This window comes from Paenibacillus sp. FSL H7-0716 (assembly GCF_038002705.1).
GTDB classification, from domain to species: Bacteria; Bacillota; Bacilli; order Paenibacillales; family Paenibacillaceae; genus Paenibacillus_AQ; species Paenibacillus_AQ odorifer.
In genome coordinates this window covers 23,290-37,160 of record NZ_JBBODA010000026.1, presented here as the reverse complement: position 1 = coordinate 37,160, position 13,871 = coordinate 23,290, and the positions used below count along the sequence as shown (strand labels likewise).

The window sequence follows — 13,871 nt, the reverse complement described above, 5'->3', positions numbered from 1 at the left end:
TTAGTCTCGGAACACCTTTTTACTGCGGATGTATTCTACATCAGTAATCCCTGACCGTGTATTAGCCGTTCTAGCCAAAGCAAAAAAATAATCTGACAATCGATTGAGATAAATCACCGCTTCTGGGTTAATGTCCGCAGTTCGCCCTAAGGTAACCGCCCGGCGTTCTGCACGACGGCAAACCGTGCGGCACACATGTAGAACCGAAGCCAGCTGACTACCTCCTGGCAGGATAAATTTCTCAAGTGGCGGATTCTCCTCTTGTAGAGTATCTATCCAGCCTTCCAGCCGCTGAGCCATCTCACTTGTCACCATATATTGACCACCGTCAGCAAGTCTAACAAATGCTAAATCCGTGCCGCAATCAAACAGCTCATGCTGTATTTCGAGCAATTGCTCGCGGACATCGTCGAAATTATCACTTTCCATCAGGCTTCGTGCTTGCCCTACAAAACAATTCAGCTCATCGATCGTTCCGTAGGCCTCGACGCGGACATCATCCTTGCCGACCCGGCCGCCAATCACTGAGGTCTGACCTGCATCACCTGTACGTGTGTAAATCGCCATGGTTTAAGCCTCCTATCCATTCTTAAAAAACATATACTGATAGTTTAAGCTTTCTGCTATAAGGAAGGCAATAAAGATAGCAAATTAAGAGTATACACAAAAACACCATCATTAGTAAGAGTGAACAACAAAAAGAGGACCCTAGGGTCCTCTCAAGAGCATTCAGCAGCACTATTTTCCAGCTGGACGCCCCTTCATGTACTCATTTATTTTGAGGTCCAATAAACTGCTAATTTCAATCACATTATCCGAAGTGAATGATTTTTCCTGCAGGAAAAGCTGCTCCATCTTGCTGCGGAGTATTCTAATTTCATCTTCCAGAGAGAGTATGCGAGCAGAAGCATCACCCTTGGGGGGTATTTTCCCATTTCCAGAGAAACATTTCCCGCCATAGGAAGGTAAGTAATAATCGGCGCTAAGCACAATCATCCCTCCCAAAAGTATTATTGAGCGCGTGCTGCAAAAGAGCATAAAAGTTAAATAAAGCAACTTTAAAGCAACGCTTAGTTCCAGAGTAAATGGATCCTTGTAAGTTCTATTATAGGGGCTAATTACTCTCAAAGTAAAATAATACCATAGGATTGTATGATCGGCTATAGTTCAATTTTCACTAATCCGTTCTCTCACGTGTAAGCTTTGTGACAAAAGCACCAATGCGTTCTACTGCCTCGTTCAGTTGGGATACTGATGTGGCGTAGGAACAGCGCAAGTATCCTTCTCCACCTAATCCAAAGACACTTCCAGGCACAGCTGCAACCTTGTATTCAAGTAAAAGCCGCTGAGCAAATTGATCAGAGGTCAGCCCTGTCTTGCGCACGCTTGGAAAAGCGTAGAAGGCGCCCTGCGGCTCATGGCACTCCAGCCCCGCATCTCGTAGGCCTTTGACGATCAACCTCCGCCGTTGGTTATAAGAATCCACCATCCGGTCCTTCTCTTCCATCCCATTGGTCAGCGCTTCAAGTGCAGCCACCTGTCCCATAGAAGGAGCACACATCACTGTATACTGATGAATCTTAAGCATTGCAGCGATTAGATCCGGGTGACCACAAGCATACCCCATCCGCCATCCCGTCATTGCAAAAGCTTTGGAGAAGCCGCTAACCAGAATCGTACGGTCTATCATGCCTGGTAAAGAGGCAAAGCTGACGTGATTAATACCATAAGACAACTCGGCATAAATCTCATCTGAAATCACTATAAGATCATGTTTCTCTACTACCTTAGCAATCGGCTCCCAATCTTCTCGGGTCATTACACTTCCCGTAGGATTACTTGGGTAACACAAAATCAGAACCTTGGAGCGCGGAGTGATTTTGGCTTCCAAGCTTTCCGCAGTAAGTTTAAAGTTATTCTCACCAACCGTTTCAATACCTACAGGTATCCCTCCACCAATTGCGGTAATCGGCGAATAAGAGATATAACAAGGCTCCGGAATCAGAATTTCATCCCCCGGTGAAATCAGCGCACGTAGTGCCAAGTCGATGGCCTCACTTCCGCCAACGGTTGCTATAATTTGATTGGCAGGATCATATTCCACAGCAAAACGGCTGTGTAAGTAATTCGCGATCCCTTCCCGCAGTTCAGGCATCCCTGCATTGGATGTATACCCTGTAAACCCTCTTTCCAGCGAATAGACGCAAGCCTCTCTGACATGCCAGGGGGTCTTGAAGTCAGGCTCTCCAACTCCCAAAGAGATGATATCCTTACTGCCTGCAGCCAGATCAAAAAACTTGCGGATACCCGAAGGTTGAATTTGCTGTACCAACGGGGCCAAATAAGAATCCATTGATTTGCTGTCTTCTCCAGTTAGCTGCGATTTATTCGTGATCATATGATTACTTCCTTTATGGAGAGATCATCAGACGGTTGTCTTCCTCATGCTCTTCGAAGATGATCCCGTCCTGTTTGTATTTTTTAAGGGTAAAATTCGTTTTGGTTGAAAGTACTGAATCAATTGGAGACAGCTTCTCAGATACAAAATTGGCCACTTCACGTAAATTCCGGCCTTCCACTTCCACCAGAAGATCATAAGCACCAGACATCAGATAAACTGATTTGACCTGTGGGTACAGGTAGATTCGCTCGGCAATCCCTTCAAAACCACGCCCTCGTTCAGGCGTAATCTGCACCTCAATCAGTGCGGTTACCTTCTCATCGTCCACTTTATCCCAGTTTACAACGGCGGCATATTTTACAATGACATGATCTTTCTCCAACTGCTCAATCGCAGTCTTCACATCTTCTTCTTCCGCGCCAAGCAGCGTTGCTAAAAGTGCAGTAGATCTTCTCGCGTCTTCCTTAAGCAGTTCCAGCACTTTCCTCTTAAGCTCGTTCATTTCCTTCATGCCTTCCCTCCGGATAGTTCGCCAATGACGGTACGCTATTAATGCGTCGCCCCGCGAAAAGAGTTTAATACTAATATGACATGAAATGTGCATCTCTGCAAACAAAATAACCCCATAGGAGCTCCCATGAAAGGCAGAGTTTACATAGCACATACACAAAAAAACAGAAAAAACGCCCGTTCTACCGGATTTAACCAGTAAAAACGGGCGTTAGGTCCACACACATGAAGCGATTTGCTTCATTCGCCAACCATCATGGTTACATTAAATGAGAAGGCTGATGTTGTCCGTTAGCCGGGATATGAGCATTCTGAGCGTATGCGCCAAATTGCCCGGTTTTTTGTTGAACAAATTGCCCTGTTTGCTGTTGCATTTGCTGTGCGGTTTGAAGCTGCTTGTCCACATCTTGGCGCAATGCTTTTGCAGGTGCAGGATACATATTCAGTTGAGACATATGCGTGTATAAATCACCTTGGAGTTGCAAAGTGTCCATGGTCATAGTGTTAAAAACCCTACGAACGGCTGGACATGCTGATTCTGTAGCAGCTGTAGCATATTCGCGTACGGTCCGCTTCAAATCACACAAAATGGTGTTTAGTAAATCCTCATCCGGCATAAATGCCCCAGTATTTTGCGCGTTCATTAAATAACCTCCTTAGAATTAATATTGCAATTATTGTGGGCTTGTTGGGGCGTATTGTTGATGTTGTTGGATTAACTGAGTGAGCTCAGTCATGTGTTTGGTGTGATTTTGCATATGCTGCATACAAATTTGACGAACTTGTTGATTCTGTGTTGTCGCAGCCGTTGCTGCACATTGCTTAAGAAGCAAGTCCTCATTAGAGATGGAGTCAGCGATATATTCCAATTCCTTACCACTTAGCGCTTGCATTTGCGTTGATTGCATTTGTTGTAGTCCCTCCTTGTAGTTGATTCATACAGGCTTTAGTATGCCGCTTATGCCCGCGATTTATTTACTGAAAGGCACTAGAGAGTTATGACAGAAATAAGAACATACCGCGAATGAGACGATAAAATGCCGCCAATACTAAATCACGGCACGAATGAAGGAGCGAACAATTCATGAATTTAAATAGTGGAAATACACCTTGGTCAAGCACTTTACAGAACCCTCCAACTTACCCCTCTTTAGAAGGTACTATTCATTGTGATTGCCTGGTTGTAGGCGCCGGAATGGGTGGGGCAATGGCCGCCTATCGCTTGTCCTTAAGTGGAGCAGATGCTGTTCTGATCGAAAAAAGACGTGTCGGCAGCGGCAGCTCGCATGCTAACACTGGACTTTTGCAGATTTCCAACGATAAATCATTAACCTCATGTATGAACACCTTTGGGCAAAAGAACGGTCTGCTCTTTTATCAGTTATGCCAAGCTGGAGTCAGGAACATTCTGGACCTGCCGGACAAGCTCGATATCGATCCGCAGATCATTCCTCGCAGCAGTCTTTTATATGCCAGCACTCCAGAGGATGTACCTGCATTGCGGGAAGAATATGAGAATCTCGTGGCTAACGGCTTCGATTCTGAATTCTGGGAAGAGGATAAGATTGCAGCTCTGTACTCTTTTTCAAAACCAGCAGGACTTTATTCACGTGGGGATGCTGAAGCGAATCCTTATCGAACGGTGCATAGCCTAATCGCCAAGGCAGCCTCGAATGGCGTCCGCGTCTTTGAACAGAGCGAAGCGAAACATTATGAGTTTACTAGGGATGGCGTGATTTGCCACACAGAAAATGGCCGGATTATTGCCAAGGATGTTATTTTTGCAATGGGTTATGAAACACAAGAGTTCAAAAAAGACCGGGGCGCTGAGCTGATCAACACGTATGCAGTGATGACCAAACCTCTAAAGGATTTTCCAAAGTGGCATGAGCGTAGCCTGCTGTGGGAGACAGCCCGCCCTTATTTATATTTTCGGACAACCCCTGAAGGCAGGATTATTGCGGGAGGTAAGGATGAGCAGCTGACAGACCCCGAACGTCGTGAGGTCCGGGTGATTTCTCAAGGTCAAAAATTGCTCGAAGAGCTTGAAGCCTTATTTCCAGAAATTAAAGGCATTGAGCTGGAGTACTCCTGGGGTGCTGTGTTCGGTTCTACTCGTGATGGACTTCCATATATCGGCCCACATCCAAAGTTCCCTCACTGTTACTTCATCGAGGGCTACGGAGGCAATGGGACGGTGTACAGTATGATCGCTGCGGAGTTGTTAACGGATACGATTGCCGGCAAACATCGGCCTGAGTTAGATTTATTCTCACTCACCCGGTCAGCCAAACCCTCTCCTTCTAAGAATTTGGACGTGATGAAACAAAGCTGATTTTTGTAGAAAATAAAAACGGGGCTGGCCCACGTAGCCGCTTCACGGCTTTTGGGACAGCCCCGCTTTTTATTAAATTGACTGCTTCAATCGTAAATCCATCATCCCATGGAGCTTACGGACTCAGTTGACGTTATTTACATGTTTTTAGCCTTTAAAACAAGGTTCGGACTCCAGTGATGCTATTCCTGGAAATAGGCCCAAATATAGGCGTTTTTCAAGCCAATAGCTGCACTAAAGTCCGATAGCATTCCAAATATCGGATAATGGTGCGATTAAGGTCGGCTGTGTCCGTTAGCGGGTTACTATGAGCATCCTACAGTGATTACATATACGCACGCTTCCGACAATGGACAACGGTCAAGTAAAGTCCAAAAAAGAAGGGGCGCAACCCAGCAGCTATTAGCTTATGGGACCGCCCCTTTTTTTATATACTTATTCTTACGCCTGAGCGTTGCTCAAATTGCGTACGAGCTGAATCCGATCTTCCTGTGCCAGACTGTGCTGAACATGGAAGCAGGAAGGACATACGTAAACATTGAGTGAGAATGGAGCGGTTAATACCGACTTACCTAGTGTAGCTGGAGCAGACGGCTCAAAGCTGCTCACAGGCTGCTTACCCGCAAGAATAGTGAGCTCATGACATTGAGTACATTCCGGAGCTTCCTCCTGAATGGCTAGAATAGCTGAGACACTCTCTTCGTACTTGTTCAAGTCATAATCATCACCGAATTGATTAAGCGTATTATAGATTGGAACTACGCTGTCTTTATCAGGCTCTCCCCAAAGATCATCGTCATTAACAACCTCTTGTTTGGGTTCCTCTACGACTTCCTCTACCTCTTCTTCTTCGATGCCGTCAATCCCAACAGTGACCGTACGGTATCCGCTAAGCTCATTGTTACAGTGAGGACAATTCTCCTCAGGTCCAAATTCCTCGTCCCATACAATTTCAGTATGACACCAAGGGCATACAGTTGTTTCCATCTTTATAATCTCCTTCATACTTTCACTTTTAAATTTAATTCATCATTAAATAAATAATACCGGCTGCTATAAAAGCAATCGCTGACAGAAACAGAACTCGGGTGAGAATCTTCATGATTTCCTCCTAAGATACCCCACAAAGAGTGGGACTGCTCAATTCAAAGCTTGTCCAGATCCATAATCCTTTGCAGGGTGTCCTTATAAGGACGGATTTAAAAAATAGCCGCACCTATTACATAAGACAACGATACCGAGATCAGCATGGCAATAAGTCCAACAGCACGGTTATCCGCAGCGATCTCCTCGTCAATAGAGAATACAGGGGTCAGAAATTCAAATAAAAAATAGGCAAGCAGTAGCAGCAAAAAACCGACGACGGACCACTTCATTGTCTCGTAAATTGAAACACCTGCTTCAATACTGAAACGCAGTACGTTGCAAATTCCGAAGATTTTGCCGCCTGTGGCCATTGCCACTGCTAGGTTTCCCTTACGTATTTCTTCCCAGCAATTATATTTCGTTACCATTTCAAAAAAAGACAGAAATACAACCAGCCCAAGAATCGCCACTGCAAAGTAGCCAAGCAAGGCACCTAGCGGATGACCCAGCAAAAGATCAATATCTTCTTGCACGCTTTCCCCTTCTTTCTGCCGGGAAATCCCGCTATTGCAGCTCAGCCACAGTTACGCCCGCGCCGCCTTCGTTATAATTCCCGAGCCGATAACTCTTCACATGCTTGTGCTTGCGCAAATATTCCTGAATTCCTGTGCGCAACACACCCGTTCCTTTACCATGAATGATGGCGATTTGGCCCAGATTACCTAAAAAGGCTTCATCGATAAAACGATCTGTCTCCATGATAGCTTCCTCCAGGTTAGTCCCGCGCAAATCCAGTTCACTGCGAATGTTCTCATCACGGGAACGTTTGACGGTTGTCGCATGGCGAAGGGCCGTTGGCGCAGCTGTTGCTTTCGAGGAGAGCAATTCCAAATCATCCAGCCTTACCTTCATCTTCATAATGCCAAACTGCACCAGCGCCTCTTTACTACCGCTTAGCTCCACCACAAAGCCCTTTTGGTTCAAGCTGTCGACTTTCACTTCATCTCCAGGACCAATTGTCCGTGTGGCCTTGGTAGTCTTGCGGGTAGCAGCCTTCTTGCGCGGTGATGGCTCAGCTTCATCCAAACGTCGCCGCGCTTCAATCAGCTTATGCTCTTTAACTGAAGCTCCTTCTTCCATAGCCAAGCGGCGCAAATCACTGATAATTTCTTCAGCTTCCTTACGCGCTTTGTCCAGGATCGCGCTGGCGTCCTTCTCTGCCTTCTCGAGGCGTTTCTCGCGCTGGCTTTCCAGCTTTTCAAGCTCTTGCTGTTGTCTGCTGCGCAGCTCTTCCACTTCGCGGCGGATGCCCTCTGCACGTTCATGCTCCTGTTCCGCTCCCAGCCGATTCTCTTCGAGAGAAGCAATCATATGCTCCACGCGCAGATCTTCTTCCTTCACTTCACCGCGGGCATGCTCCAGAATCGCATGAGGCAGCCCTAGACGCTCGGCAATCGCAAAGGCGTTGCTTCGTCCGGGTACGCCGATCAACAAGCGATAGGTTGGGCTAAGGGTCTGGACATCAAATTCCATACTGGCATTGATGACTCCCTTACGCTCATAAGCATATGCTTTCAGTTCGCTATAATGTGTTGTTGCGACCATCCGGCATTCGATCCGGTGTATATGCTCCAGAATGGCAATTGCCAGCGCGGAGCCTTCTGCCGGGTCGGTTCCAGCACCCACCTCATCAAGCAGAATAAGGCTCTTAGGAGTCATTCTACGCAGAATGGAGATAATATTAGTCATATGACTAGAGAAGGTACTCAGACTTTGCTCGATGCTCTGTTCATCGCCAATATCAGCATAAATGGCATCAAACACACACATCTGGCTGCCTTCCTCTGCTGGAATAAACAAGCCGGACATCGACATTAAGCTTAACAAGCCGATGGTTTTGAGGGTAACGGTCTTACCACCTGTATTCGGTCCGGTTACGATAATTGAGCTGTATTGATTGCCCAGCTCCACGTCCAAAGGAACCACATGCTCAGCTGGAATAAGCGGATGCCGCCCTTTGCGCAGCTTAAGATAACCGCGGTCATTCATACGCGGCTGAGTAGCCTTCATATCACGAGCAAGACGCGCCTTGGAGAAGATGAAGTCCAGTTCACCCAGAATATCAATATCGTAGGTCATTTCTTCCGCAATGTCGGCTACAAGTGCCGTCAGCCTGTGTAAAATGATCTCGATTTCCCGTTCCTCACGCAGCCGTGTTTCACGAAGTTTATTATTCATCGCCACAATAGACTCTGGCTCGATAAATAAAGTCGCTCCTGATCCAGACTGATCATGTACGATACCACCGAAATGGGCACGGTACTCCGCTTTTACAGGAATAACAAACCGATCACCACGAATGGTTACCAGCTGATCCTGCAGCATTTTTGCTACAGAAGACGAACGAATCATCGAATCCAGCTTCTCTCGAATTCTGGTCTCTCCTCCGCGCAATTCACGGCGAATGTTAGCCAGCTCAGAACTTGCTGTATCAAGTACATCAGCATTCTCGTCTATACATAAACGGATGGCATCTTCCACATGTTTTTGCTCCGATAAAACATCGCTCAGTGAGAACAGGAGCTCAATCTTTTCTTCCTCATGCATAGCTGCCAGGAAACGTTTGACTCTGCGTGCGCCGCCAATGGTATTTCCAACGGCCAGCAGCTCAGTTGTTCCCAGCATTCCGCCTATAGAGGCACGTTTTAGTGCAGCTCGAATATCGCTTACCCCACCGAACGAAGGAATGCCCTTCAGGCGATCCACATTAGCCGCTTCATCCGTAGCTTGAAGCAGCTTCTTCACGCCTTCGAAATCGCCGGAGGGCCTTAGCTGCTCCGCAGCCAATCTCCCCATGGGGGTTTGCGTATATTGCATTAATTTATTTAAAATCTTGCGATATTCAAGCGTATGCAAAATTTTGTCGTCCAATTACAGTCACAGCTCCCTTCATAGATGTTTCCATTATACAGAATTCAGGTCAATTTCGCTATTTGGGTCTTATTTTTAAGCATAGAATTACGTAATAAGGTCACAATAAGAACTGCACATATCCTTAGCATGGGCCAAAGGAGGTTAGTACAGTGAATTTCTTAAGTCATGTTGGTCGTTTTGTGGTCGCAGCGCTTGTTCTGATGGTTGTTGGCTGGATTGTTCCACAGTTCACGGTTGGTGGGTTCTGGAGCGCTCTAATCCTTGCACTGGTGATTGCGCTACTCGGCTGGGTAGTCGAAGGAATCTTCGGCAAAAAAGCAACGCCTTTCGGTCGCGGTATCGTCGGCTTTATTGTCAGTGCGGTAGTTATCTGGGTCGCTCAATTCGTAGTCAGCGGAGTCAGCGTATCCATTCTGGGTGCCATCTTAGCAGCTCTTGTCATTGGGATTATCGACTTGTTTCTGCCGGTATCCACTCCATTTGAGGCCGCTAAGTAACAAAAGCTCTTCACAACACAGAACCCCCTATTCCGGTTCTTCTCCGGCAATAAGGGGTTCTGTGTTGTTTTTATGCAAAAGACACAATCTCCTCTTTATGACTCTCCGCACAGTTGACCACTCTGTTCTTGCCTTGTTTTTTAGCGGTATAGAGCGCTTTGTCTGTTTTACGAAAGAGAAGCTCTTTCCCATCCCCAAGCTGATAATCACAAATTCCAATGCTCACGGTGATCGGCCTATTCCCAGCCTGCAAATGTTCAATTTGAGCAATATTTTTCCGTAATTTTTCTACTGCTTCATAGGACTCCGAGAAACTTTTGTCTGTAAAAATCACAGCGAACTCTTCTCCGCCATACCTAGCCGCAAAATCATTTAACTCAATCATGCCGCCTACCTTGTCCGCTATCACCTTAAGCACAAGATCTCCAACCCTGTGTCCGTAGGTATCATTTACTTGCTTGAAGTTATCAATATCGAAAAGGGCCAGCTGTAGCTGAAGGTTGTTGCTTTCACATTGCTCCAATAATGAATCCAAATATTCATGAAAGGTTTTATGATTATAGAGTCCAGTGAGTGCGTCTATTTTCAGCAGCTTATCCGAAATAGCCCTCTCCACCATTAGATCTTGGCCCGTCTTGGTTAATCTTTCCAAATTAATACGCGCTTCACGAGCACGAATAATTACTGCAATAGCCATCAGCACAAATACCAAAAATACACACTCTACCATCAAGAATTCAAGCAGCGGTTTATGTAGGAATGGCCGTTCCAACCCAAAATATACCCCGGCATAAAACACAATACTAAATAACCCCATTATGTACAGGAGCTTACGATCAAAATAAATAAGAGCAACCATAATCGGCATCATAAGTGTCATCTGAGCACCGTCAACAAAAGGCTCTAATACAAAATACATAAGGTAGGACACTAAAAACCCGCAGCTAACCACCCCATATTTAGGGGACTGTTTACTATAACGCAGCCACAGCTCCGCAGTAATCATAAGGACCACAATTAGTAAATTACAGGCTATGAATAAATGCCATAGATTTGTGTCCATGGTTGTTTTTATTTGGAGTCGGTCAATATTCGACAAAAACAGCAACTGTGAGATTAATAAAAGAATGACTACCATCCAATAGCCTTTTAAGATTCTACGGTGCCAAACCTCTGTACTTAGCGCATCGTTAATACTTGTAATATGTATCCCCTACTTTTATACGTTAATGTAATAGCTTTCATTATAATAAATTTTAGTTATATTTTCATCATTTTTTTGCATTTTACGACAAAGTTTGAACAGTCTACCTGTTCACATATTTTTCACATTTCATCAAAGCGCTTACTTAAATTTTAAGTTATGATGTCTACATAATTGTCACATTTTCACTATGCTTGGACTTCTTGGGAGGGGATTTAGATTATTAAAAAATTTGCAATTCTACTTTCAATGGTGTTCGTTATAGCACTTACAGCCTGTGGTAACAACAATGATAGTGCTGCTGGCAATGCTAACACATCGGAGCCGGAAATCGAGGCAGAAACAGAACTCATAATTACAGCTACAAATTACAGCTTTGATCAGGAAGAATATCATCTAAAAAAGGGTGTTCCCGTCAAAATTATTTTTAAAAATGATGACGGCAATCACGGTATCCTTATTCCAGAGTTCGAGCTGCAGCTTAATGAAAAAAAATCCTCAAAGGTGATCGTACCCGAGGAAGCTGGAACTTTCGAAATGACCTGCTCCATTATGTGTGGCTCCGGACATAGCGGAATGAGAGCTACAATCATCGTGGAATAGATTACACATAAACAGCCGATTATTAGGGATTCCCCCTGATATCGGCTGTTTTTTTAATTTGAGCTTATTAATAAAGAGAGCTGACCCGAAATAGATCTCTCTACTCATCAGGTCAGCTCTCTTACTTGCATCCGGCACTCAACTGTCTTGCTCGATCAGTTGAATCCATTCATTATATTCATTTTGTAGCTTGGCATATTCCTCTTTAAGGTTACGATGCTCATCTGTCAGCTTGTCAAGCTCTTCCTGACGCATTTCAAACTGGAGCTGCAACAAACGAAGCTGTCCTTGAACCATTTCATAGCTTTCACCAACTTCACCTAGCTGCTGAAGCACCTCGCTACGTTCACGATCAATAGCTTCCTGTTTCATCTCAGCCTCGCCGGCCTCCTGCTGCCAAATGTCGATCTCCTCACGCAGCTTCGCTTCGAGATCCGTCCACTGCAGCTGCTGTTCGGATAGTTCCTCGTACTTATGCTTCCAGGAAGCTCCGTACGCCTCTGCTTCCTTCAGCACTTCCTGTTGCTCAGCAACAGCAGCAGCAGCTTCACGACTAGCTTCAGATAATTCTTCTAAGCGTCGTGTTGCCTCTTCGCCTTCTTCCTGCAACAGTTGATATCTTTCCTGCAGGCGTTCCCCTTCTTGCAGTACATCGTCGTATTGAGCAATCAATTCCTCATAACGAACACGAAGCGCAGACAGTTCCTTCTGAACCTGCATACCTTGCTCCCGAAGTACCGCTGTTTCGCGTTCTGCATCTGTACGAAGCTGAACCTCCTGATCCAGCTGCTGTACTAATCCATCGGCTTGCCCACGTAGCATGTCGATCTCTTTCTGAAGCAACACGGATTTCTCCTCAGACTCCAGCAGATTCATTTCCAGTTCACCAATATCTTCCATGCGTTTATCCGAAAGCTCCTGCCAGTTAGCCGCCTCTGCTGCTGATCCCGCAAGCTCTTCCTGTACACGGTGCAGATTCTCACTCGTCTCCTGTAGTGACGCTCTTAGCTCTGTAGCTTCATTCTGTGACAGTTGATAACGCTGGCGTAACTCTTCCAGCTCCTCATTCAACAGTGTGCCCAGCTCAGTAGCCGTGCGCAGCTCTTCACTGAGCTGTTCTTCACGTTTAACAATCGCTTCATATTGTCCAAGAAGCGTCTGTCTTGCATCTCGCTCACTCTTAAGACTGGCTTCAGCCGCACGTAATCTGGACTGAAGCTGCCCTGTCCCACCACGAAGCTCAGCCAGCTGTTTCTCCAGCTCTTGAATGTTTTGCTTATGTCTATGCTCTTGAGTGCCTTGTGACTGGCGCAGTTCCTTATTCTTGGTTTGCTCCCGCTGCAGTGCTTCACGTTCTTCCGCCAGCTCTTTGCCCAACTTCGCTTTGGTACTCTCAAGCTCCTTACCTAAGGTCAACTTGGTAGCCTCAAGCTCTTTACCCAGCGTCAATCTGGTATCTTCGAGTTCTTTACCTAATGTAGACTTGGTAACCTCAAGCTCTTCCTCCAGTGTTGACTTGGTCTCGGTCAGCTCAAGCTGCAGAGCAGACAGCGTATCTGCCTTCTCCTTGGTCAACGTCTCCCGGATGTTCTCCAGCTCTTGCAGATGGGCAGCCTTCTGCTCCTCCAGCTGCTGTAAGCGGATGGCTTCCGCCTTCGCCAGTTCCTGCCGCTGATGTTCACGATTAGCTGCCTGCTCTTCTTCGTAGCTTGTCCGCAGTGCTTGCAGCTCTATCTCGCGTTCAAGCAACTCTTCTTCCAGCTTCTTGCGTGCGGCTTCCACAGCTTGCACTGCCTCCTGAAGCTGCTCCGCATGTACCTTGCGTTCATTCTCCTGAATCTCCAAATGCCGCTTACGTTCTTCCTCCGCAGCAGCAATCAGTCGCCCAGCCTCTTCTTTGGCCGCAGCTTCAAGTCGCTCGAATTCTTCCTGCCGCTCCCGCTGTACCTCCAGCAGGCGAGATACTTCCAATCGCAGTTCACTGCGTTCACCTGTCATCATGTTAATTTCATTTTTGAAGTCCTGAACCTGAATAGCCTGCTCCGCCATATGTACAGCTGCAAGCACCGCTATACGCGGTGTGTCCAGTCTGGTGTGAGATTTAGAAATCGTGCGCATATGTTCATCAACATAACGGGCCACTTGTTTCATATATTCAGTACTGCTTCCGACGAGTTTATAGGAAGTTCCGTATATCTCCACGGCGACACGTGTCCGGTCCATAGCCACAGTTGTGCCCTCCTTTGTATGTGTGCGGATTCTAAGCTAGTTTCACTTCTTCTATTGTAGCTTTTTTGGTAA

14 protein-coding genes are annotated in these 13,871 nt (G+C 46.1%); 3 read left to right on the top strand and 11 right to left on the bottom strand.

The window, feature by feature from the left end; all coding sequences use genetic code 11:
• The 6 genes from MHH60_RS25055 to MHH60_RS25030 all read right to left on the bottom strand — a co-directional run bounded on the left by MHH60_RS25055 (window position 1) and on the right by MHH60_RS25030 (window position 3,819).
• The gene (locus tag MHH60_RS25055) at window positions 1-567 is read right to left on the bottom strand and encodes a cob(I)yrinic acid a,c-diamide adenosyltransferase (RefSeq protein ID WP_076126402.1); all 567 of its coding nucleotides are present in this window, start codon (window positions 565-567) and stop codon (window positions 1-3) included.
• Window positions 568-738: 171 nt separating this feature from the next.
• The gene (locus tag MHH60_RS25050) at window positions 739-927 is read right to left on the bottom strand and encodes an aspartyl-phosphate phosphatase Spo0E family protein (RefSeq protein ID WP_232061510.1); all 189 of its coding nucleotides are present in this window, start codon (window positions 925-927) and stop codon (window positions 739-741) included.
• A 250-nt stretch (window positions 928-1,177) separates the two neighbouring features.
• Entirely contained in the window at window positions 1,178-2,398 is a 1,221-nt protein-coding gene (locus MHH60_RS25045) for an aminotransferase class I/II-fold pyridoxal phosphate-dependent enzyme (protein ID WP_036683526.1), read from the bottom strand.
• Window positions 2,399-2,411: 13 nt separating this feature from the next.
• Window positions 2,412-2,912 (bottom strand): Lrp/AsnC family transcriptional regulator, encoded by a 501-nt coding sequence (locus tag MHH60_RS25040; protein WP_036683529.1) that lies wholly within the window; start codon window positions 2,910-2,912, stop codon window positions 2,412-2,414.
• A gap of 259 nt (window positions 2,913-3,171) precedes the next feature.
• Entirely contained in the window at window positions 3,172-3,555 is a 384-nt protein-coding gene (locus MHH60_RS25035) for a spore coat protein (RefSeq protein ID WP_076126401.1), read from the bottom strand.
• A 30-nt stretch (window positions 3,556-3,585) separates the two neighbouring features.
• Window positions 3,586-3,819 carry a spore coat protein gene (locus MHH60_RS25030; protein WP_036683535.1) on the bottom strand — a complete coding sequence of 78 codons (234 nt, stop codon included), beginning with the start codon at window positions 3,817-3,819 and terminating at the stop codon, window positions 3,586-3,588.
• A gap of 176 nt (window positions 3,820-3,995) precedes the next feature.
• Here MHH60_RS25030 and MHH60_RS25025 point away from each other — a divergent pair, with 176 nt between their 5' ends.
• Window positions 3,996-5,246: an NAD(P)/FAD-dependent oxidoreductase gene (locus tag MHH60_RS25025; protein WP_076135895.1), complete on the top strand. Its 1,251-nt coding sequence runs from the start codon at window positions 3,996-3,998 to the stop codon at window positions 5,244-5,246.
• Window positions 5,247-5,687: 441 nt separating this feature from the next.
• On the opposite strand, the gene MHH60_RS25020 is transcribed toward MHH60_RS25025, so the two are convergent.
• The 3 genes from MHH60_RS25020 to MHH60_RS25010 all read right to left on the bottom strand — a co-directional run bounded on the left by MHH60_RS25020 (window position 5,688) and on the right by MHH60_RS25010 (window position 9,263).
• A complete protein-coding gene (locus MHH60_RS25020; protein WP_051491295.1) occupies window positions 5,688-6,233 on the bottom strand; it encodes a hypothetical protein in 546 nt (181 codons plus the stop codon).
• Between the two features lie 212 nt (window positions 6,234-6,445).
• The gene (locus tag MHH60_RS25015) at window positions 6,446-6,865 is read right to left on the bottom strand and encodes a DUF350 domain-containing protein (RefSeq protein ID WP_036683543.1); all 420 of its coding nucleotides are present in this window, start codon (window positions 6,863-6,865) and stop codon (window positions 6,446-6,448) included.
• 31 nt (window positions 6,866-6,896) lie between these two features.
• On the bottom strand, window positions 6,897-9,263 hold the full coding sequence (locus MHH60_RS25010) for an endonuclease MutS2 (RefSeq protein WP_076135897.1): 2,367 nt from the start codon (window positions 9,261-9,263) through the stop codon (window positions 6,897-6,899).
• 152 nt (window positions 9,264-9,415) lie between these two features.
• Between MHH60_RS25010 and MHH60_RS25005 the strand changes: the two genes are divergently transcribed.
• A complete protein-coding gene (locus MHH60_RS25005) occupies window positions 9,416-9,763 on the top strand; it encodes a phage holin family protein (protein ID WP_036683548.1) in 348 nt (115 codons plus the stop codon).
• Window positions 9,764-9,833: 70 nt separating this feature from the next.
• On the opposite strand, the gene MHH60_RS25000 is transcribed toward MHH60_RS25005, so the two are convergent.
• Window positions 9,834-10,901, bottom strand: coding sequence for a GGDEF domain-containing protein (locus tag MHH60_RS25000; protein WP_076135899.1), 1,068 nt, complete (start codon window positions 10,899-10,901; stop codon window positions 9,834-9,836).
• Between the two features lie 315 nt (window positions 10,902-11,216).
• On the opposite strand from MHH60_RS25000, the gene MHH60_RS24995 reads away from it, so the two are divergent.
• Window positions 11,217-11,570, top strand: a complete 354-nt coding sequence (locus MHH60_RS24995; RefSeq protein WP_256715140.1) for a cupredoxin domain-containing protein — start codon at window positions 11,217-11,219, stop codon at window positions 11,568-11,570.
• 138 nt (window positions 11,571-11,708) lie between these two features.
• Here MHH60_RS24995 and zapA read toward each other — a convergent pair whose 3' ends face one another.
• A complete protein-coding gene (gene zapA / locus MHH60_RS24990) occupies window positions 11,709-13,799 on the bottom strand; it encodes a cell division protein ZapA (RefSeq protein ID WP_076135903.1) in 2,091 nt (696 codons plus the stop codon).
• Window positions 13,800-13,871 lie beyond the last annotated feature (72 nt).